Annotated in this window: 22 protein-coding genes; 12 read left to right on the forward strand and 10 right to left on the reverse strand. The window is 60.9% G+C overall.

Annotation, left to right across the window (positions count from 1 at the left end; genetic code table 11):
• Positions 1-361: 361 nt before the first annotated feature.
• The 5 genes from Q7V03_RS13140 to Q7V03_RS13160 form a co-directional block, all read right to left on the reverse strand.
• On the reverse strand, positions 362-685 hold the full coding sequence (locus tag Q7V03_RS13140) for a hypothetical protein (RefSeq protein WP_304926045.1): 324 nt from the start codon (positions 683-685) through the stop codon (positions 362-364).
• Between the two features lie 534 nt (positions 686-1219).
• On the reverse strand, positions 1220-1540 hold the full coding sequence (locus Q7V03_RS13145; protein WP_304926046.1) for a hypothetical protein: 321 nt from the start codon (positions 1538-1540) through the stop codon (positions 1220-1222).
• Between the two features lie 18 nt (positions 1541-1558).
• The gene (gene dapD, locus Q7V03_RS13150) at positions 1559-2386 is read right to left on the reverse strand and encodes a 2,3,4,5-tetrahydropyridine-2,6-dicarboxylate N-succinyltransferase (protein ID WP_304926047.1); all 828 of its coding nucleotides are present in this window, start codon (positions 2384-2386) and stop codon (positions 1559-1561) included.
• A 201-nt stretch (positions 2387-2587) separates the two neighbouring features.
• Positions 2588-4759, reverse strand: coding sequence for an esterase-like activity of phytase family protein (locus tag Q7V03_RS13155; protein ID WP_304926048.1), 2172 nt, complete (start codon positions 4757-4759; stop codon positions 2588-2590).
• Between the two features lie 100 nt (positions 4760-4859).
• Positions 4860-5270, reverse strand: coding sequence for a hypothetical protein (locus Q7V03_RS13160; RefSeq protein ID WP_304926049.1), 411 nt, complete (start codon positions 5268-5270; stop codon positions 4860-4862).
• A gap of 209 nt (positions 5271-5479) precedes the next feature.
• Between Q7V03_RS13160 and Q7V03_RS23905 the strand changes: the two genes are divergently transcribed.
• The 3 genes from Q7V03_RS23905 to Q7V03_RS13175 all read left to right on the forward strand — a co-directional run bounded on the left by Q7V03_RS23905 (position 5480) and on the right by Q7V03_RS13175 (position 7617).
• Entirely contained in the window at positions 5480-5797 is a 318-nt protein-coding gene (locus Q7V03_RS23905) for an SDR family oxidoreductase (protein WP_370651125.1), read from the forward strand.
• A 172-nt stretch (positions 5798-5969) separates the two neighbouring features.
• Complete coding sequence (locus tag Q7V03_RS13170; RefSeq protein ID WP_304926050.1) at positions 5970-7064, forward strand: styrene monooxygenase/indole monooxygenase family protein; 1095 nt, start codon at positions 5970-5972, stop codon at positions 7062-7064.
• A gap of 7 nt (positions 7065-7071) precedes the next feature.
• Positions 7072-7617 (forward strand): flavin reductase family protein, encoded by a 546-nt coding sequence (locus Q7V03_RS13175; RefSeq protein ID WP_304926051.1) that lies wholly within the window; start codon positions 7072-7074, stop codon positions 7615-7617.
• Here Q7V03_RS13175 and Q7V03_RS13180 read toward each other — a convergent pair.
• Positions 7522-8076, reverse strand: coding sequence for a winged helix DNA-binding protein (locus Q7V03_RS13180; RefSeq protein ID WP_304926052.1), 555 nt, complete (start codon positions 8074-8076; stop codon positions 7522-7524). The genes Q7V03_RS13175 and Q7V03_RS13180 overlap by 96 nt on opposite strands.
• A 119-nt stretch (positions 8077-8195) precedes the next feature.
• Here Q7V03_RS13180 and Q7V03_RS13185 point away from each other — a divergent pair, with 119 nt between their 5' ends.
• The gene (locus tag Q7V03_RS13185) at positions 8196-9287 is read left to right on the forward strand and encodes an LLM class flavin-dependent oxidoreductase (protein WP_304926053.1); all 1092 of its coding nucleotides are present in this window, start codon (positions 8196-8198) and stop codon (positions 9285-9287) included.
• Between the two features lie 66 nt (positions 9288-9353).
• Positions 9354-9845: a flavin reductase family protein gene (locus tag Q7V03_RS13190; protein WP_304926054.1), complete on the forward strand. Its 492-nt coding sequence runs from the start codon at positions 9354-9356 to the stop codon at positions 9843-9845.
• A 115-nt stretch (positions 9846-9960) separates the two neighbouring features.
• Here the strand turns inward: Q7V03_RS13190 and Q7V03_RS13195 are convergent, their stop codons facing one another.
• Positions 9961-10191 (reverse strand): hypothetical protein, encoded by a 231-nt coding sequence (locus Q7V03_RS13195; RefSeq protein WP_304926055.1) that lies wholly within the window; start codon positions 10189-10191, stop codon positions 9961-9963.
• Between the two features lie 195 nt (positions 10192-10386).
• On the opposite strand from Q7V03_RS13195, the gene Q7V03_RS13200 reads away from it, so the two are divergent.
• Positions 10387-11202, forward strand: a complete 816-nt coding sequence (locus Q7V03_RS13200) for a TIGR00730 family Rossman fold protein (protein ID WP_304926056.1) — start codon at positions 10387-10389, stop codon at positions 11200-11202.
• Between the two features lie 664 nt (positions 11203-11866).
• Here Q7V03_RS13200 and Q7V03_RS13205 read toward each other — a convergent pair.
• Complete coding sequence (locus tag Q7V03_RS13205) at positions 11867-12514, reverse strand: carbonic anhydrase (RefSeq protein ID WP_304926057.1); 648 nt, start codon at positions 12512-12514, stop codon at positions 11867-11869.
• Between the two features lie 146 nt (positions 12515-12660).
• Between Q7V03_RS13205 and Q7V03_RS13210 the strand changes: the two genes are divergently transcribed.
• From Q7V03_RS13210 to Q7V03_RS13220, 3 genes are all read left to right on the forward strand, one after another.
• Positions 12661-13053: a hypothetical protein gene (locus Q7V03_RS13210; protein ID WP_304926058.1), complete on the forward strand. Its 393-nt coding sequence runs from the start codon at positions 12661-12663 to the stop codon at positions 13051-13053.
• Between the two features lie 94 nt (positions 13054-13147).
• Positions 13148-14524 (forward strand): M17 family metallopeptidase, encoded by a 1377-nt coding sequence (locus Q7V03_RS13215; protein ID WP_304926059.1) that lies wholly within the window; start codon positions 13148-13150, stop codon positions 14522-14524.
• 1 nt (position 14525) lies between these two features.
• Complete coding sequence (locus tag Q7V03_RS13220; protein ID WP_304926060.1) at positions 14526-15344, forward strand: NlpC/P60 family protein; 819 nt, start codon at positions 14526-14528, stop codon at positions 15342-15344.
• A 115-nt stretch (positions 15345-15459) separates the two neighbouring features.
• Here the strand turns inward: Q7V03_RS13220 and Q7V03_RS13225 are convergent, their stop codons facing one another.
• Positions 15460-15807 carry a DUF2794 domain-containing protein gene (locus Q7V03_RS13225; RefSeq protein ID WP_304926061.1) on the reverse strand — a complete coding sequence of 116 codons (348 nt, stop codon included), beginning with the start codon at positions 15805-15807 and terminating at the stop codon, positions 15460-15462.
• Between the two features lie 308 nt (positions 15808-16115).
• Positions 16116-17108, reverse strand: a complete 993-nt coding sequence (locus Q7V03_RS13230; protein ID WP_304926062.1) for an asparaginase — start codon at positions 17106-17108, stop codon at positions 16116-16118.
• Positions 17109-17299: 191 nt separating this feature from the next.
• Here Q7V03_RS13230 and Q7V03_RS13235 point away from each other — a divergent pair, with 191 nt between their 5' ends.
• The 3 genes from Q7V03_RS13235 (at position 17300) to Q7V03_RS13245 (ending at position 18905) form a co-directional block, all read left to right on the forward strand.
• Complete coding sequence (locus Q7V03_RS13235) at positions 17300-17821, forward strand: invasion associated locus B family protein (protein ID WP_370651126.1); 522 nt, start codon at positions 17300-17302, stop codon at positions 17819-17821.
• 167 nt (positions 17822-17988) lie between these two features.
• Positions 17989-18282 (forward strand): hypothetical protein, encoded by a 294-nt coding sequence (locus Q7V03_RS13240; protein WP_304926063.1) that lies wholly within the window; start codon positions 17989-17991, stop codon positions 18280-18282.
• A gap of 158 nt (positions 18283-18440) precedes the next feature.
• Positions 18441-18905, forward strand: coding sequence for a 6,7-dimethyl-8-ribityllumazine synthase (locus tag Q7V03_RS13245; RefSeq protein ID WP_304926064.1), 465 nt, complete (start codon positions 18441-18443; stop codon positions 18903-18905).
• Positions 18906-18960 lie beyond the last annotated feature (55 nt).

Genomic DNA, 18960 nt, shown 5'->3' on the forward strand with positions numbered 1-18960 from the left:
AGAGCGGAAAGAACGGCGATATCCGCGCCATCTGGGCTTCGGAAAGCAGGAACATTTCGGTCATGGCAGCACCCCCTTGGTACCGCCAATGAATCAATGGATTGCCCCGAGAGCAAGCGATTTAATGAGTCCAGAGCCTAAACCACTATGGAATCCAAAGCCTCGAATACTTTCAGAAGGTCAAAATGACGCGTGGAGATGCGGCGTCAATTCAATACGCTCCGGTCCGGGATTCAACATACTTTCAAGAACGTGATGCCCCCTCCACGATGGAGGATCATCTTCTGGCCGACTTGGTGGCAAGCGGCAAAATCAAATAAACCTGACCGCTTTTGCTCCGCAGCCAGTGCGGATTATGCTGTCAAGCTCTGCAGCTTTTGCAGTCAAGCCACTGCGGGTGATTTGATTGCCGCCCGCCCCACCGCACCGGGCAATCGCGTTTGGCATAAGTCCTTTCTAACTGATTGGGAAGGCTGAGAAGAAACGCATCGCTCCACCCGGCTCGCTTCAGTTTGATCGAGAGCGAGACTTTGGAGGTGTCGCGACGGGCGAGATCGAGGGCGCAGCGGCGCAGGATGGCGATGTTGGTGGCACCATTACCGTGCTGATGCGCGTGATAATGCGTTGACTTGATCGCGATTGACTTTTTGGTGTCGCCGTTAGGCGATGAGTCGTTGGTATCCAACAATAATCGGGGACCCGCTAAACCACCCCCGTGAGTTCGTGGGCGCTCGTTCAGTCGCTGCGGGGCGATCAAATTGCAGATTGCAGGTTATAGCCCCTCAAAATTTCCAGCGAAAATCTGATGCCATTCCGCCCTACCAAAAACCGCAAGCGCCCAGAAAATTTCAGCTTTTCCACGTTGATCGGATAGACCGAGCAAGGCCCGATATTAGGTGAAACCCCGAATCCGGGATACGATGGGCAGGCCTAGCCCAGATAGGCACAAACCAAAGCGCTGGGCGCAGAATATCGCGCCCAGCGCCAACAGCATTACAATCGACGGTGCGGGCGGCGATATGTCTGACCCTTGTTCACGCGGGGGCGGCTGCAACGCAGATCGCCCAGCTCGTAACTCTTAAAGTGAAAGAGGAAATGGCCACGGCACTTCGGTATGGCGGACTTATGCGCCCAAGAGGCAGCTAAACACCCGCAGCTGTACCAAAATATGGCCCACAAACTGTACCAAGAGCACAGTCTAAGCTATTGATTTCATTTATTAGTCATAGAATGGCGTCATCTGCGCGACAACCACCGAATTCTCGGCCAATGCCCGTGCCATAAGATCGCGCTCCTCCGCATCAATCTCATCGCCTGCCGCCAGACGCTCCTCCAGCGTGCCGTAGCCGGACACATCCAACGGTGCCAGATCAGCCTGCTTCAAGATCGCCACGGTTTCGCGCACCGCCTCGGCCTCATCCACACCGCTGGCATAGATCAGCAACGCCGCCCCGGTGGCCTTATCCGGCAAGCCGTCACCCGGCTTGCGCCCCACTTCGACCGTCAAGGTGTAAACCTGCTGTTTGCTGCCTTCAGACATGATGTTCCCCTCAGCGCGTCAGTCGCGCAACAGCTCATTGATGCTGGTCTTAGACCGCGTCTTGGCATCGACCTTCTTCACGATCACCGCGCAATACAGGTTCACGCCATTCTTCGACGGCATCGACCCCGCCACCACGACCGAGCCCGCAGGCACTTCACCATACATGACCGCCCCGGTTTCGCGATCCACGATCTTTGTCGACTGGCCGATAAACACACCCATCCCCAGAACGCTGCCTTCGCGGATGATGCAGCCTTCGACCACTTCCGAACGCGCCCCGATAAAGCAGTTGTCCTCGATGATCGTCGGCCCGGCCTGCATCGGCTCCAACACACCGCCAATGCCAACGCCGCCCGACAAATGCACATTCTTGCCGATCTGCGCGCAAGACCCCACCGTCGCCCAGCCATCGACCATCGCGCCCTCATCCACATAAGCGCCGATGTTCACGAACGACGGCATCAACACCACGCCCTTGGCGATATAGGCAGAGCGCCGCACAATGCTGCCCGGAACCGCCCGGAACCCGGCGCGGCGCCAGTCGGCTTCCGTCCAGCCCTGAAACTTCGACGGTACCTTATCCCACCAGTTCGAGCCACCATTGCTGCCGGAAATCTCATACATGTCGGTCAGGCGGAACGACAGCAGCACCGCTTTCTTCGCCCATTGGTTGACATGCCAATCACCGTTGTCGCGCTTTTCCGCCACCCGCAACGTACCGCTGTCCAGCGCCGTCAACGTGGCTTCAATTGCTTCGCGCGCCTCGCCTTTGGTGGTCGTCGAGATCGTATCCCGCGCCTCCCAAGCAGCTTCAATCGCAGTCTCCAACGCGGCATAGCTCATGGCAATCTCCTCAAAGCTTTGCAGCCCTATACCGATGCCGGCACCGCCATGCAATCGCATCGGAAGCGGTGGGGTGGGGTTCACCCCACCACGGCTTGCCTTCAAAACCAATCGCCGCGCCCCTGATGACAAGGGCGCGGCGATGATCCTAACCTGCAAACAGGTGCACCCGCGTCAAAGACGCCGACGCAGCGCCCCTGCTTACTTCACCTCACCAATCGACCAGAACAGCGTCTCACCCGAACTGTCATCGACGCCGTCATTGTCCGTGACCACCCAGCCGGTGCCCGCCGCATCAATCGTAAAGCCTTCGACCTTATCGACACTATAGCCGTTCAGCACACCCAGATCGGGCATCAAATCCCGCACCAGTTCTTTGCTGACCACTGGCAGCGTGCCGCCCAATTCTACTGGGGCCAACTGGCTTACCGCCACCCGGTACAGCTTTTTGGTCACAGCGTTGCCCGCGATCTGGTTGTCGCGCTCAATAATATAGGCCCAATCGCCCTTCACCGTGATCTCCGACAACCCCATCCAAGCGGCTTCAGCGGGGGCGTCCAGCGGGTAATGCACCGCACCCCAAGTTTCTTCCTTGGTGTTGTAGGCCAGCAACTTGACCATGCCTTTCGGATCGTCTTTCCACTCACGCTGCACCGCCATCCACAGGGTGTCGCCCACCACCGTGATGCCCTCAAACCCGTAGCGAGTCTCATTGGCCAGCAGTGCCTCGGGCAAAGCAATCTCTTGATCAATCGCACCTTCCGCATCAACATGGTAAATTGCATGCGGCACCAAACGGTCGCTGCGGCCTTCCGAGGCCAGCCAGAACCCACCCTCGCCATCCGCCACAATGCCTTCCAGATCCAGCTTTTGCGCCGCATCACCGCCGCGCGTCACCGCCATCGCGCCGGTGATCTTCGCCGGGGTCTGCGTGGCATCAATGTTGAAGATCGTCGGGGCCGCCGCATAAACGCTGTCCGACACCGCATAGAGCTTGCCCGCTTCTTTCGGGTCAGCCGCCAGACCCGACAAAGCCCCCCAGCCAATCAACGGATCACTGCCCGCCGAGGTGATCATCGGATAGGCCGCAGGCCCTTCCGCCAGTTGGTAGATCATCACATGCGCAGGCGCACCGCCATCTTCGCGCAAATCAACCTCATTGGCCGACACCAGCAGGTTGCGCTGCGGAATGGCCACCATACCCTCGGGCGAAATCCCCGACGGCAACAGTTGCTTCAGCACCGGAGCCTTCGGGTCGGTCAGATCATATACCCCGATCACCGAGCCGCGCTCTGACGCCACAAACGCCATTGGCGTTTCGCCAAACGTCGCCACTTCAACCGACTCCAGCTCAACTCCCTTGGTCTTGCTGCGATGTTCCGGGTAATGCCCGATCTCGGCAATCGCCCGCTCCAAGCTGGCCCCGCTTTCATACACAACCGAGCCATCGCGGTTGAAAATTGTCCAGCTGCGCGAGCCGCCCTTGTAATCGCCCTCATTCGCCACCGCGAAGTGATCGCCGTCCACCCACTTCACCCCATCCGGCTCACGCAAGGCACCCTCGCGCTTGCCGGTGAAATCCAACCGACCATTGCGCTTGGTATCAATGCCGTCCAGATCCACCGCCCCGGCGCTGAAATGGCCCGAAACCTTGCCGTCTGCACCGATCAGAACAATCTCGTTGTTTTCCTGCATGGTCAGAACGATCTCACCCGTGGCGTTGATGTCCAGAAACTCCGGCTCGGGGTCATCGCCGCCAACACCCGCCAGCCCGGTCACTTCGATCTTCTGCAAGCCCGCGCAATCAACCACGCCCGCGTTCACCGGCAGCTTTACCACAAAGCCCGCCGGCATCTGCGGCAGCTCACCGTCGTTCAAATCCTCGTCCCGCTCATTCTCAATCGCGATGGCCAGAAAGGATCCATCCTTGGCCGCAGCCACCGAATCCGGCTGACCGCCCAATTCGCACTCCGCCACCACAGCCTTGGTTGCCAGATCGATGCTGACCAGCTTGCCCGAGGTGTTCACATAATCCTTCGACGTGTTCACCGCCGCAAACGCCATCCCGCCGATGATCTTTGCCGTGGTCGGCTCGCCGCCCATGTCGATATTGCCCATGGCCTTAGGCGCGGCAGGGTCGGTGATGTCGATCAATCCAATCACGCCCAACGGGCTGTCAGTATACACCAGCGTCATACCATCTTCCGAGGCCGAAATGATCTCGGCACTGGTCGCCCGCGCCAGATCTTCCCCCGCCGCCATGTTCAACGGCGTCGCAAAGCTGGCAATGCGGTTGAAAGTAGGCTCCGCCAAAGCAGGCAAAGCCGCACATATCGCCAAAGCAGAGGTCAGGCCAGAAATTGGAAAACGCATCGGGGGCATCCTTGGTCAGATAAAATCAGTCCCAGCCTTGCCCTGCCCGGATGAAACAAAGACGACGCGGCCATGACAGTTTTACAACGCCACACCCGGATCAATCCTGACAGCCCTCGCCCCGCGCCGCCCGCAACGTATCGCGCGGCGACAGCCCGAACCGCGCCCGATAGATTTCCGCAGACCGCCCGAAATGCCCGCCCCCCCAGCGCAAAGCCACCTCTGTCACCGATCCCGCCCCGATGGGTGATCGTCCCGCATCAGCCGCCGCCACCAGAAACAGCACCAGCCGCCGCAACGCCGCCCCCGCCCCGCTGCGCCGATCAAACCCGCCTGAAAACGTCAAAGGCCGCAACGCAGGCGCGCCCAACTGCGCGGAAAGATGATCGTGCATCGCCGGAAGGTCGATCTGGATCAGCATCTGCCGCGTGCCTTCCGCCCAGATCATCGTGGTCGGCAGATGCGGGTTCAAAACCGCCGCCATCTCGGGCGCGGGCTTCGTCAACGTCATGCGTGCGAAACAAAGCATGGCCGTCAAGCGGGGCGGCAACCTGCGGCGCCAGCCTTATTCGCGACAAATCCTACCATGCTTTGCCACACTGCCAGCAGTTTCCTGCATTTCGATGACGATTTATTCGTTTTCTGGATAGTCGCCCCGTTTGCCGGATAGCGCCCCGCCCCGCGCAGATCAAAGCTTACCTACTAACAGGGAGACAGCCAATGCGCGGACGAGCAGGCAAAGCAGCGATTGTGCCGGGTGGCAGCACCAAAATCGCGCAAGTCATAGTCGCAGCCTTCCGCGCCGCCGATGTGCGGGTGATGGTGGCCGATATCGCCCCCGCCTCCGAAGCCGAAGGCGTCGCCCCCTTCCACATGCTGGCCCGCGCAGCCGACTCCGAGGAAGCCGCCGCCGCCGTGCTGTTTCTCTGCTCGGACGAGGCCAGCTTCATCACCGGCACCGATATCTGCGTCGATGGCGGCTATACCGCGATGGGGCCGGAGCAGGCGGTGCCAGCAATCCCGGAGCTGGTGGACTAACCGCCCCACGGGCGAGATCGAAAACCAATTTAAAGGGGCGAGACATGCGTAAATTCACCATATTAGGCGGCGGCCAATCCGGTCTTCAGCTTGGCATCGGTTAGTTGAAAGTAGGCCATCAGGTGCGCGTGGTGCAAAACCGCACGGCGGATGACGTGGCGCAGGGCAAAGTTTGTCCAGCCAGTGCATATACTCCAAAGCCGTGCAGCACGAACGCGATCTCGGCATTGATTTTTGGTCCGCCGAATGCCCGCCGGTCGAAGGCATCAACTTCATCGTGCCCAACCCCGATGGCTCTGGCACCAAGCTGATCGACTGGGCAGCACAGCTGGACAGCAACGCCTATTCCGTTGATCAAAGGGTGAAAATCCCACGCTGGATGGCTGAATTCAGCCGCCTCGGTGGCCAAATGGTGATCACCGACGCGGGCATTGCCGAGATTGAAACCTATGCGCGCCAAGACGATCTGGTGATCATCGCCTCGGGCAAAGGCGATGTCGGGCGATTGTTTACCCGCGACGCCGAGCAATCCCCCTTCGACAAACCGATGCGCGCGCTGGCCCTCACCTATGTCACCGGCATGACACCGCGTCAGCCCTATTCGGCGGTGGAATTCAATCTGATCCCCAGCGTCGGCGAATATTTCGTGTTCCCGGCGCTGACCACCACCGGCCCCTGCGAGATCATGGTGTTGGAAGGCATCCACGGCGGCCCAATCGACTGCTGGGCCGATGTGAAAACCCCGGCCCAGCATCTGGGAACCGCGCTGAATATCCTGAAAACCTTCCTGCCGTGGGAATACGACCACTTGAAGAACTGCCAACTGACTGATGACAAAGGCATCCTGTCGGGCCGCTTCGCCCCCACCGTGCGCCACCCGGTCGCCACCCTACCCTCGGGCAGCAAGGTTCTGGGCCTCGGCAATGTGGTCTGCCTGAACGATCCGATCACCGGGCAGGGCTCGAACAACGCCACCAAAGCCGCCGCGATCTACCTGCAAAGCATCCTGAACCACGGCGAGCGCCCGTTTGATGCCGCTTGGATGCAGGCCACCTTCGATCCGTTCTGGGATTATGCGCAACGGGTCGTCGGCTGGACCAACATGCTGCTGCAACCGCCGCCGCCCTTCATCCTTGACATCATGGGCAACGCCCAAGCCCTGGCCTCGCGCATGGCCAACGGCTTTAACGACCCGCGCGATTTCTTCCCATGGTTCGCCGATCCCGACGCCACCGCCAGCTATCTGGCCGAGTTGAAAGCCGCCTGAGATGAGCGTGATCGCCCCCCAATCCTTCCGCGCCGCAATGGCCCGCTTTCCGGGTGCCGTCACCATCGTCACCGCCCGCGCAGGCCCCGAGGCCCGGCGCGGCATCACCGCCGTCTGTTCCGTCACCGCCGATCCGCCCAGCCTGCTGGTCTGCCTGAACCGCCAAACCGGCACCTGCGCCGCCGTCGCCGCCAGTGGCCGCTTCAACGTCAACCTACTGTCCGGTGACGGCTGTCCGCTCGCCCTGCATTTCGCCGGAACCACAGGTGCCACCGGAGCAGACAAATTCACCGCCAGCAACGGGCACGACGACCCAGACGGCCTACCCATCCTAACCGACGCCGCCCTCACCTTCTGCTGCACCGTCAGCGAAACTCTGCAAGCCGGGTCACCAACCTCACCCACGGCGCAGGCCCAGCCCCTATGCCCAAAGCGCCTTCCACCGCCTGCACCCGATTTAAGCCCGCCTATGCGTGGCCGCCACCCGCGCCACCTCTTCATAAATCCCGGTCAGCACGTTCAACACCCGCGCGGCTTCAGCCAGCCGGGTTGAGAACCCCGGTAAATTCCCCAGTTCCGCCAACAACAACCGCCGCCGCAACGCGCCATAATCATCCGTCACCCGCCGCCCCTCGTCCGTCACCTCGTAACTCACCCCCGACCGCCCCGCGCCCTTGCGCACCACCAGCCCACCGCCAATCAACTTACGCAAAGAATACTGGATGTTCGGCACATCATCCCGGTTGGCCAGTCGGGCCAGTTCCTTGATGCTTTTCGGGCGATCATGCATCCGAATGATGTGCAAAAGCGCATTCTCGGGCCCGGAAGCGGGCATCTGGCACACTCCCGCCAGACATTCCGACTGCCAGCGCCCGAATCCCTCAAACGCCCGCATCAGCGCGAATTCCAGCTCGGTCACCTCGACCTCACCTGCCGTTTCCGCCAAATGCCAGCGGTAATCCAGCGCCTGTCCGCCGGTATCATTTTGAGTTTGAACCTTTTTTTCCGCCATCACCCCAGCCCCTTGCCACGCTGTATCCTCAACCGCCAAACCCATTGACGCAATGCGAATTTACGATAGACTTTCAATCATAAAATATAACATAAAATCATCCTGACAGGGAGCCTACCATGACCACCAACCCGATGCTCTCGGGCGATCGCTTTCGCTTGGGCACGTTTTCCTCCAACTGTTCCTCCGGCATGACCCCCACCAAAATCGCCGAGCGGTGGGACAATTCCTGGGACAACAACCTGACCCTTGCCAAAATGCTGGATGAAGCGGGCATTGACTTCATGCTGCCCATCGCCCGCTGGATCGGCTACGGCGGCGAGACAGACTTTCACGGCAACGTGCTGGAAACCATGACTTGGGCCGCTGGCCTGCTGGCCGCCACCAAGAACATCGCGGTGTTCGCCACCATCCACACCGCCGCCAACCACCCCGCCGTGGTCGCCAAGCAGATCGCCACCATCGACCAGATCGGCCATGGCCGCGCCGGGCTGAACATCGTCGCCGGCTGGAACAAACCCGAATACGAAGCCCTTGGCCTGACCCTGCCAGATGACCACGAAACCCGCTACGCCTATGCGCAGGAATGGTTCGATCTGGTGCGCAAACTCTGGTCCTCGAAAGAGCATTTCGACTGGAACGGCACTTATTTCAAAGCCAAGCAGATCAAGGGAGACCCCGCCCCGATCCGTGGTTCCGTGCCGATTATCAACGCCGCAGGCTCACCGCAGGGGCGCAACTTTGCCACCGACAACGCCGATTTCCTGTTTACCCCGGCGATTGATCTGTCCCGCTCGGTCTCAGAAATCGCCGACCTGAAGGCGCAAGCCAAAACCAAAGGCCGCAAGATCGACGTGCTGACCTTCTCCCACGTCATCTGCCGCCCCTCGCGGGACGAGGCCGAAGCTTTCCTGCATCACACCGCCGTCGCCAACACCGACACAGCCGCGGTGGATAATTTGGTGAACCTGCAATTCGCCCACGCCCAAAGCTTCCCGCATGACCTTTTGGCGCAGATCAAGCACCTGTTCGCGATGGGCCACGGTGGCTTCCCGCTGGTTGGCACGCCCGATGATGTGGCCGAAGGCATCCTGAAACTGCATGCCACCGGATTTGCCGGCACCACGCTTTCCTTTGTGGATTATGTCAAGGAATTCCCGTATTTCCGCGACAACGTGCTGCCAAAACTGCAAGAAGCGGGCATCCGCTGAAGGCTTGGGCCGCTGATCCCTTGCGGCATCGCTTCCAAGCGGTGCCGCCCAAACCGCGAGTGCCAGATGTCCGAACCCACGCCCAAGCACTTCCGCGACGCCATGCGCGCCTTTGTCGGCAACTGTAGCCTGATCACCACCGGACAGGCCGAGGCCGCAACGGGCCTGATCGTCACATCTGCGATCTCCCTCTCGGCCGAACCGCCCTTGCTGCTGGCCTGTGTCAACCGCGCCTCCTCCAGTTGGCCCGTGCTTCAAGAAACCGGCACATTCGGCTGGTCCAGCCTTGGGGCGGCCCATCAGGGGGTCGCCGAGCGCTTTTCTGGCTTTGGCGGCACCAAGGGTGCGGCGCGCTATGACGGCGCAGAATGGGAAACCGCCATCACCGGCGTTCGCCTGCTGAAAGGCGCGCCCGCCGCTTTCGACTGCACCATCGAAGAAATGATCGACCGCGGCACCCACTCCATCCTGATCGGCCGGGTAGAAGCCATCCGCACCACCCCCGGCGCAGGCGCGTTGATCTACTGGAACGGCGGCTATCGCGCGCTGGCCGATTGATCGGCGCCGCTGACGACCCTAATCAACGTCTACCCGTTTCCTGCGCATTGCCATTTGCGCGGCCAACAACCGCAGGAAATGGGTCACCGCACCAACTGGTGCGGCCTCCGCGCTGCTATTCGCGGCGAAGAGCGCACAACTGGTGCGCGGCGCGCGCTGCCACCCCGAATGCCAGCGCCTCGCAGATCAGATCAGCCAAAGCGGCGGCAAAGCCATTTGTCGCGCGGCAGATGTCACGGACGAGGCCTATGCCAAAGCGCTGGCAGACATCGCCAAGCGGCATGGCGGTGCGGCTGCTGTAATTCACCGCGCGGAACCTCTGATCGTTGGCCGCAAACCCGGCCAACGATCCATCAAAGCTATCCCGATCCAGCCAAGCCCTTTGCCGGAAATCCTTAATTTTTGGTTAAAAAAATCACAACTATTTGAATAACATATATTTTTATATGGTCCCAACTCGGGACCATCCCCACCCCACCCTTCCAAACCCCCACAAAACCAGCTACCCCTACCCCCAGCACGCTCCAATCAAGGCCACCCGATGACCGAAGAAACCCGCCCCCACCCATTCCGAGACTCAGTCCAAGACGTGGCCGCCACCAACCGCCTGCCCAACACCCCACAGACCCGCTCCCCCGCCTATAAGCTGGCCTTCGCTGACCTAGATTTCCTGACAAGGGAAGACCTCCGCCCCGTCCGCCTGCAACTGGAACTGCTGAAACCCCAGTTGATGATGGACGAGATGGGCATCAAATCCACCGTCGTCCTGTTCGGCGGTGCCCGTATCCCTGATCCGGCAAACAAATCCGCCGCCAAAACCCCGATGCTGGCCGCGCTCACCAAATACTACACCGAAGCCCGCACCTTCGCCCGCATCATCACCGAACGCAGCCTGCAAACCGACGGCCAAAACGTGATCTGCACGGGGGGCGGGCCGGGGGTGATGGAGGCCGGGAACAGGGGTGCCGACGATGCGGGCGGCCAGTCGATCGGGTTGAACATCGTGCTGCCGCACGAGCAGGCCCCGAACCAATATGTGACGCCCGAATTGTCCTTCAACTTCCACTATTTCGCGATCCGGAAGATGCACTTCCTGATGCGGGCGCGGGCGATTTGTGTGTTTCCGGGCGGGTTCGGCACGCTGGATGAAATGTTTGAAAGCCTGACTCTGATCCAGACCGGGCGGATGAAACCGATCCCTATCCTGCTGTTTGGGCGCAGCTTTTGGGAGCGGCTGATTGACTGGGATATGCTGGCCGAGGCGGGGGTGATCTCGGCGGCGGATTTGGGACTGTTTCGGTTTGTCGAGACGGCGGAAGAGGCCATCGCAGCGATGGATGGCTGGGCGCACGAATAGGGAAATCGGAAGGGTCCCAACTCGGGACCTTTTTTTGTTGTTTTATATCAGTGGTTTGAGGTGGGCGATTTAAGGTTTTGTTAACACTTCGCCCACGCACCACAGGGCAGCGCCAGACCGCCGGGTGGGCGAGCAACAGAAGTTCTAGGCACTTTATGCCTCAACCAATCCCCCAGAAGTTCTAAGCGAGACAGCGCAGAAGCGCCCGCCCGAGGGGGCGGTCGGGCGCTGCCCGGCGGCGCATTCGCGCCTTGATTCCGGGCGGGTTATTTGCTTGAGATGGTGTGAGCGGGCCCAGTGAATGGCTGCAATGCGGGACGAAGCGGTCAGTCGGGCCTTCGGAGTGTGCGGCGCAATGGTTGCCCGATTTGCTCCAAGTGCCCCATGGTTTCGCCCAGTTGTCTAAGAAACATACGACGGGTGTCATCATCCTGAATCCGCCTGAGAAGGTCGTTCAGATTATTTATCGGTTGAGAAAAATCATCGCGCGCGGACAGGACTTCTGCCGCAAGCTTATCGTCAATCTGTAACTGCATCAGACACCCAACTGCCGAAAACCTTTATCAGTCTGGTCAAAGTGAGCGCCATTGCAATAGCCGCGATGGGCTCAGATCGACCATACGGATTGATAGAAGCCAGCCGCAGCCCCATCAATCGTCCCCCCTCAAACCGGCACAAACCCACCCTTCGCGGGATCGAATTGCTGCAACTCGCCCTCGCCCGTATCGGTCCACAGCCCGTGCAGGGTCAGGCGGTCATCCTCGACGGCGGCTTTGACAAAGGGGAAGGTCATCAGGTTTTCCAGCGAAACCAGCACCGCCTCGCGCTCCAACGCGGGTTGTTGCAGCGCGGCGGGCAGGCCGGAAATCCGCTGATAGCCGGGGCGCAAGATGTCCATCCAGCGGCCGACGAAGCTGGTTTTCTCTAGCAGTTCAGGGGCATGGCCGGAACACATATCAAGGCAGCCTTTGACACCGCCGCAGTTGGAATGACCCAGCACGACGATATGGGCAACGCCAAGGCTCATCACCGCATACTCAACCGTGGCCGAGGTGCCGTGATACTCGCCATCGGGGTTATGCGGCGGCACGAGACCCGCGATATTGCGGTGGATGAAGAATTCACCTTCGTCCGCGCCGAAGATCGAGGTGACGTGCACCCGGCTGTCGCAGCAGGAAATCACCATGGCACGCGGGTGCTGGCCATTGGCAGCAAGCCTGCGATACCACGCCTTATTGTCTTGATATGTCGTGGCTTTCCAGCCTTGAAACCGTTGCACCAGATAGCTGGGAAGCGCGCGAATGTGGTTCATGGTGATCCTTCTCGGCTTGGGCTCGGCTTGGTTCTTGCCCGTCATTATGCTGCAATCGCAGAAAATTCGAGGGATTTCTTTGGCCTGCAGCAACGATTTCTTCAGCACGACGGCGCAAGGTGGGGCTGGGTGTGTCGGAGGGTGTGATGGAAAACGTGGTGGCTTTGCAGCCAAAGGAACGGGTGCGGCAGGATGCCGCGCCGATTGCGACGATTTATCGGAATTTGGGAACATCCGGGGGAGAGCAGGTGGTGGCCCGGGCCTTGGGCGAACTGGCGTTGACCATGGCGGGCTTGGCGTCACAGGTGCGGGCGCATGAGATGGGCGATCTGACGCGGCAGCTGCGACGGTTGCAACGCATGGCCGAGAATTTGGGGATGGTCAGTTTGGCCGTGGTGGCGGCGGATCTGCGCGCCTGTCTGGAGCGCGCGGATACCACGGCCTTTGCCGCCGTCTGGGCACGGCTGTTGCGGATTGCCGAGCGGTCTTTGGCCCCTGACAGGGCGCTGCTGGAGCAGTTGGATCAGACGCCGTTTTAACGCCCAGGCCGGGGGCTTGCGGCGGCGGATGGAAGCGGTAGGGTTCGGGCAGGTTTGAGGCTATGGCCTTGGGCAGGTTATAAAGGATGCGCCGATGGTTCCCGCTTTTGCTGATGATACTGCCGTGTCGCGCCCGCTGTATGTGGTTGGGGCCGAGGGGCTGACTGGGTTTCTGGCCGACCAGGATGCGGCGGTGCGGGCTTGGCTGACGGATGCGGGGTTTGAGGCATCTTTGGGCGATCTGCGGCTGATCCCCGGGGCAGATGGCGTGGCTGCGGCAGTGATCGGGTTTGGCACTGCGAAGACCCGCGCGCGGCAACGGTTTGCTTTGGCGAAGGCGGTGGGATTGCCCACCGGCGCTTGGCATCTGGTGGGCGATCTGACGCCAGCGGCGCGCGATGAGGCGGCGTTGGGCTGGCTGCTGGCGCAGTATCGCTTTGATCGCTATCGCAAGGTCAAGGTGGTTGAGCCTGCGCGGTTGGTGTTGCCCGAGGGTTGCGATGGCGCTCGTCTGCTGGCGATGGCGGCGGGGGAATATCTAACCCGCGATCTGATCAACACCCCGGCGCAGGATATGGGGCCGGATGAGTTGGAGGCGGCGTTTGTGGCGCTGGCGGGGCGGTTTGGCGCACGGGCCAAGGTGGTGAAGGGCGCGGCGCTGCTGGAGCAGAACTTCCCGATGATCCATGCGGTGGGGCGAGCGTCACCGCGCGAACCCCGGTTGTTGGAAATGCACTGGGGGAGTGCCGGGCCAAGCCTGACTTTGGTCGGCAAAGGCGTGTGCTTTGACACCGGCGGGTTGAACATCAAGACGGCGGGTATGGCTCTGATGAAGAAGGATATGGGTGGCGCCGCGACGGTGATGGGGTTGGCGCAGATGATCATGCAGCTGGGGCTGCCGATCCGGTTGCGGGTGATCGTGGCGGCGGTCGAGAATGTGATTGCGGGCAATGCGTTGAAGCCGAAGGATATTCTGACCTCGCGTAAGGGGCTGACGGTGGAGGTGAACGATACCGATGCCGAGGGGCGCTTGGTGCTGGGCGATGCCTTGGCGCTGGCTGTGGAAACGCCGACCGATGTGCTGATCTCGATGGCGACGCTGACTGGGGCTGCACGCACGGCGCTGGGGCCGGATCTGGCCCCCTATTACACCGATGATGCGGGGATGGCGGCGGCGCTGGAAGAGGGGGCGCAAACCAGCTTCGATCCGGTCTGGCGGCTGCCGTTCCACACGCCCTATGAGGCCATCATCGAGCCCGGCATTGCCGATCTGGACAATGCGCCGGGCTGGGGGTTTGCGGGGTCGGTGACGGCAGCCCTGTTCCTGCGACGTTTCGCCGATCACCCGCGCTATATGCATTTCGACATCTACGGCCACACGCCCGCCGATGCGCCGGCGCGCCCGAAAGGCGGGGTCGGTCAAGGCGCGCGGGCCATTCTGGCGGGACTGCCCGCGATGTTGGGGCTGTAGCATGGATCGCCGCTTGACCCCCGCCACTGCCCGCGTCGCCCATATCTCGCTGAAGGGTCAAATCGACGCGCCCCGCTTCACCGAAGGCGACAAACGCCGCGTGGCGATGCCATTGGCGGACCTGCTGCGCGCGCCCGGCGGCGCGCGGGATCGTCAGGTGCTGCTGGGCGAGGCCTTTACGGTGATCGACCACCAAGACGGCTATGCTTTTGGATTTGCGGCCAAAGATGGCTATTGCGGCTGGCTGGCCGAGGCAGCACTCGGCGAAGGCCCGAAGCCCACGCATTGGATCGCCACCCCCGGCACGCATCTTTATCCCGAACCCCGCGTGCAAGCGCCTGAGATCGCAGCGCTAAGCATGGGGGCGCAGGTTGCGGTGATCGCACAGGGCGCGAAGTTCACCGAAACCAGCCAAGGCTTCATCCCGACGCCACATCTGCTGCCGCTGGGCCAATACCACAAAGACCCGATCAGCGTCGCCGAAGGCTTCCTCGGGGTGCCTTATCTGTGGGGCGGCAACTCTCGTGCCGGGATAGATTGCTCGGGTCTGGCGCAAACCGCCCTGCTGGCTTGTGGCATCAAAGCGTCTGGAGATTCCGATCTGCAGCAAAGCCTTGGCCATGAAGTGCCCCAAGACGCTCCCCTGCGGCGGGGCGATCTGCTGTTTTGGAAAGGTCATGTCGCGCTGGTTGTCGATGCTGATCGGCTGATCCATGCCAATGGCCAGACGATGTCAGTGGCTTATGAGGGCATCGAGGCTTGCATCGCGCGGGTGTTTGCAGTGGAAAACGCTGCGGTCAGCCACAGACGCAGACTCTAGCTCATCCTCTCTGCGCAAATATCCCGGGGTCCGGGGCTGGCCCCGGGGATGGCCACCGTAAAACCTGAACAAACCTTATCCCACGATTTTTTGCGCGAAAAATCGAGACCGCCAATCACTCCACCGGACGGATCAGCTTTTGCTCCAACACCCGCAAGACCCCCGCCAGATCATGACCCCGGCGCAGGATGTAGCCGTCCATACCGACCACCGCATACATGCCCTGCTTGGCGCGCAGCTTCGGGCGCTTTTCGATCCGGTACAGCGGAAATTCGGCGGTGCGGCGGAACACCGAAAACACCGCCGCCTCGCGCAAAAACGACAAGCCATAGTCGCGCCATTCGCCCGCCGCGACCATCTGACCATAAAGCCGCAAAATTGCCCGCAGCTCGTGGCGATCAAAAGTAACCTGATCCGGCAGGGGCTCTGGCGCGGGGAAAGGGGTCGGCATTTGCACCGTCATGGGAAAAGTTTACCCGAGATGTGCCGCAAATCAACCCCTGCAAATCGAGTTCCTCTCAACCACAGCGCGAAAAGACCCTGCCGCGTTGGGGACTCGCGCCCCGATTTTGCCGTCACAATGCCCGTAAATGGCCGTTTGGCTTGCATATTACCGCCGCGTTCAGGCGTCAAAAAGAACAGGCGACAGTGAACCTAAACCGGTGGAGTAGGTCATTGCCCCCGCCCAGCTTGCTTCACCGGCGCTGTCGCACTGAAGGCCTCCACCGCAAGGTGGGGGCCTTTTCTCTGATGGGTTAAAGCAAGCGGAGGTTACACAAACCCCGAGGCCAGCCGCAACTCGCCCACCGTCAGACCCCGGCAGTTGGTTTGTGGTGCGGGCAGCCGCTTTTGCGCCATCGGGTGTGCTGCATCGAGCACGCCAAGCTGCGCCAAGATTGCCACCAATGCAGCTTCCGAGGCGCGGGAATTGCCATCCTCGATCTTCAAGGCAATGCCAAGCTTCTTCTCGGGGATGATGGCCACGAACACCGCTTCCGCCCCGGTCTTGATCGCGACACGGCCCCGCATCGCTCGCATCAATTCGGTGCAAGCGCGGCCCTCACCTGCGACAAGCTCGGGGTGTGCCGCCATCGAACGGGTCAGGCGATGCATCGCGCGATCCCGCGCCGATCCGGTTTGATCGGCCGAAGCGAATTTCGCCATACCGCGCGCCAAGCCCGCGACGGACATTGCGAAATTCGGGGCCGAGCAGCCGTCGATGCCGTAGCCTGCGCTGGCCTCGCCAGTGAGGTCCTCGGTCGCCGCCTTGATCGCCTTTTGCAGCGGGTGGTCAAGTTCGACATATTCCGGTCCGGCTTTCAGATGCCGGGTGGTGGTGAGAAAGCCCGAATGTTTGCCGGAACAGTTGTTGTGCAACTGGCAGGGGGCTTCATGCCCCAAGATCAGCCGGTCGCGTTCGGCCCGGTCATAGGGCTCGTGCGATCCGCAGCGCAGATCAGCCTCGCCCAAACCCAGATCGGCCAACCAGCGGCTGGCCATGTTGACATGCAAAGCCGATCCCTGATGGCTGGCACAGGACAAGGCGATGTGGGCGTCGCTTAAGCCCGCCGCATCAGCCGCGCCGGATTCCAGCAAAGGCAGCGCTTGCAGCATCTTGCAGGACGAGCGCGGAAAGATCACCCGGCCCGGATCGCCCCAAGCCTGCACCACCTGACCCGCCTCATCGCAGACCACCGCATGGCCGCGATGGGTGCTTTCCAACAACCCGCCGCGCCAAAACTCGACCATTTCCGCTGCAGCCATGGCATCCCCCGTCACATATGCGCGATTTTCTGCCCGTGTCACCCTGGCAGGGCTTTCATGGACCTGTGTTTTTCGGTTATGCATGGCATATCGAGTGAATGTGCGCCGCGCTACCGAAAAACCGCGACTGAAGCGGAGTTGGGCGCGCAGAGGTAAAGCGGCTTGGAGGCTGACTAAAAATGACAAGCTGGATGACGCGCGCACTAGGCGTGGCGATGATTTCCATGACGGGGTTTGCGGCGCTGACCGCTGCGGCGACAGCGCAAGAATCGACCAATCGTGTTGCCACCATGACGGATTGGAGTGTTTTTGCCGACAAGAACCCCACCGAATGTTGGGGCGTGTCCAGCCCGAAGGAAACCGTGAACACCAAAGACGGTAAGCCCGTTTCAGTGCGGCGCGGCGATATTTTGCTGTTCGTGACCTTCCGCCCCGGTGTGAATGGCGAGACGTCATTCTCGGGCGGCTATCCGTTTGCACCTGGATCAACGGTGAAACTGGATGTCGATGGCACCGCGTTTGATCTGTTCTCGGATGGCGAATGGGCTTGGCCGGGAACCTCTGAGGATGATGCAGCTATTCTGGCTGCGCTGAAAAAAGGCACCACAGCCGTGTTGACCGGGCGTTCGGGCAAGGGCACGCAAACCAAAGACAGCTTCAGCTTGCGCGGCTTTACTGCGGCGCTGGACGAAGCCGCCAAGCAGTGCAAATAAGCGGACAATTCCGCTAACCGCCCTTGGGCTTGACACCATATGCAACCGGGGCCTGCGCCTCGGTTGTTTGCATTTTGGGGCTGTTTGTTCTCATTTGCGTGACTGTGGTTGATTTTGTTCTCTTTATGTTCCATATTCAAAGTCCAGAACCAAGCCGAGGTGATGATATGGAAGACACCACATTTGCCATCGCTGCGACCGAACGGCAGTTGTCCTATGCGCGGTCTTTGGCGCAGCGCAATGGCGTCAATCTACCATGGGAGGTGCAGTTGGATCGCCGCAGTCTTAGCGCCTGGATTGACGCGCAGGCCAAGGCGCGGCCGATGGAAACCGATGGCCGGCCCACATCGAAACAGGTGGCCTTTGCCGAGAAAATCGCTCGCATCAAGCGCCGCGCGGTGCCGGACGAATGTTTTCGCGATCGTCAGTTGTTGTCGCGCTGGATCGACAACAATCGGTAAGGTGCGGGGTTAGCGTAAACAGGTCGGAAACGGCAGGTAAAGCGTGCCAAACCGACGAGCGGACGGCGCGATAGTGCAGGTCTATGCAGCATTGCCCCGGCTTGGTGTGAAAGCTATGCAGCGGGGCAAATCTGCTCTCTTGCATGGAATCTGCCCAAATGACCGAAAGCCTGAAGCCCGCCCGCATCGCCTTCATCAAAGCCCGTTGGCACGCCGACATCGTCGACCAAGCGCACATAGGCTTTGTCGCGGCGGCGGATTCCCTGTTGCCGGGGGCTGTGATTGACGCGTTCGACGTGCCCGGCGCGTTTGAAATGCCGCTCGTCGCGAAAAAGCTTGCGCAGAGCGGGCGCTATGATGCGATTGTCGCGGCGGCTTTGGTGGTGGATGGCGGGATTTATCGGCATGATTTCGTGGCAAGCGCGGTTGTGACGGGCTTGATGACTGTCGGGCTGGACACTGGGGTGCCATGCTTTTCGGTTTCACTCACCCCGCATAACTTCCAACCGGTTGATACGCTGATCGCCTATTACACCGCGCATTTCGTCAAAAAGGGCGCCGAGGCCGCCGAAGCTGTGCGGCAAATTCTGGCGCTGGAGGCGCAACTGGCGGCCACCGCCTGAGGCCCTTTGACGGCGGCGATTGGCTGCCGATATGCACGGTTCCGTTTTGCTTGCG

Source organism: Cypionkella sp. (assembly GCF_030652235.1).
GTDB lineage: Bacteria > Pseudomonadota > Alphaproteobacteria > Rhodobacterales > Rhodobacteraceae > Cypionkella.

Bases quoted from the DNA above. Each gene is read 5' to 3' on its own strand.
- Q7V03_RS13155 (WP_304926048.1), bottom strand. From the start codon at position 4,759: ATGCGTTTTCCAATTTCTGGCCTGACCTCTGCTTTGGCGATATGTGCG.
- Q7V03_RS13160 (WP_304926049.1), bottom strand. From the start codon at position 5,270: ATGACGTTGACGAAGCCCGCGCCCGAGATGGCGGCGGTTTTGAACCCG.
- Q7V03_RS13205 (WP_304926057.1), bottom strand. From the start codon at position 12,514: ATGAACCACATTCGCGCGCTTCCCAGCTATCTGGTGCAACGGTTTCAA.
- Q7V03_RS13245 (WP_304926064.1), top strand. From the start codon at position 18,441: ATGACCGAAAGCCTGAAGCCCGCCCGCATCGCCTTCATCAAAGCCCGT.
- Q7V03_RS13145 (WP_304926046.1), bottom strand. From the start codon at position 1,540: ATGTCTGAAGGCAGCAAACAGCAGGTTTACACCTTGACGGTCGAAGTG.
- Q7V03_RS13185 (WP_304926053.1), top strand. From the start codon at position 8,196: ATGACCACCAACCCGATGCTCTCGGGCGATCGCTTTCGCTTGGGCACG.
- Q7V03_RS13210 (WP_304926058.1), top strand. From the start codon at position 12,661: ATGGAAAACGTGGTGGCTTTGCAGCCAAAGGAACGGGTGCGGCAGGAT.
- Q7V03_RS13190 (WP_304926054.1), top strand. From the start codon at position 9,354: ATGTCCGAACCCACGCCCAAGCACTTCCGCGACGCCATGCGCGCCTTT.
- Q7V03_RS13180 (WP_304926052.1), bottom strand. From the start codon at position 8,076: ATGGCGGAAAAAAAGGTTCAAACTCAAAATGATACCGGCGGACAGGCG.
- Q7V03_RS13235 (WP_370651126.1), top strand. From the start codon at position 17,300: ATGACGCGCGCACTAGGCGTGGCGATGATTTCCATGACGGGGTTTGCG.
- Q7V03_RS13230 (WP_304926062.1), bottom strand. From the start codon at position 17,108: ATGGCTGCAGCGGAAATGGTCGAGTTTTGGCGCGGCGGGTTGTTGGAA.
- Q7V03_RS13220 (WP_304926060.1), top strand. From the start codon at position 14,526: ATGGATCGCCGCTTGACCCCCGCCACTGCCCGCGTCGCCCATATCTCG.
- Q7V03_RS13200 (WP_304926056.1), top strand. From the start codon at position 10,387: ATGACCGAAGAAACCCGCCCCCACCCATTCCGAGACTCAGTCCAAGAC.
- Q7V03_RS13225 (WP_304926061.1), bottom strand. From the start codon at position 15,807: ATGACGGTGCAAATGCCGACCCCTTTCCCCGCGCCAGAGCCCCTGCCG.
- Q7V03_RS13215 (WP_304926059.1), top strand. From the start codon at position 13,148: ATGGTTCCCGCTTTTGCTGATGATACTGCCGTGTCGCGCCCGCTGTAT.
- dapD (WP_304926047.1), bottom strand. From the start codon at position 2,386: ATGAGCTATGCCGCGTTGGAGACTGCGATTGAAGCTGCTTGGGAGGCG.
- Q7V03_RS23905 (WP_370651125.1), top strand. From the start codon at position 5,480: ATGCGCGGACGAGCAGGCAAAGCAGCGATTGTGCCGGGTGGCAGCACC.
- Q7V03_RS13240 (WP_304926063.1), top strand. From the start codon at position 17,989: ATGGAAGACACCACATTTGCCATCGCTGCGACCGAACGGCAGTTGTCC.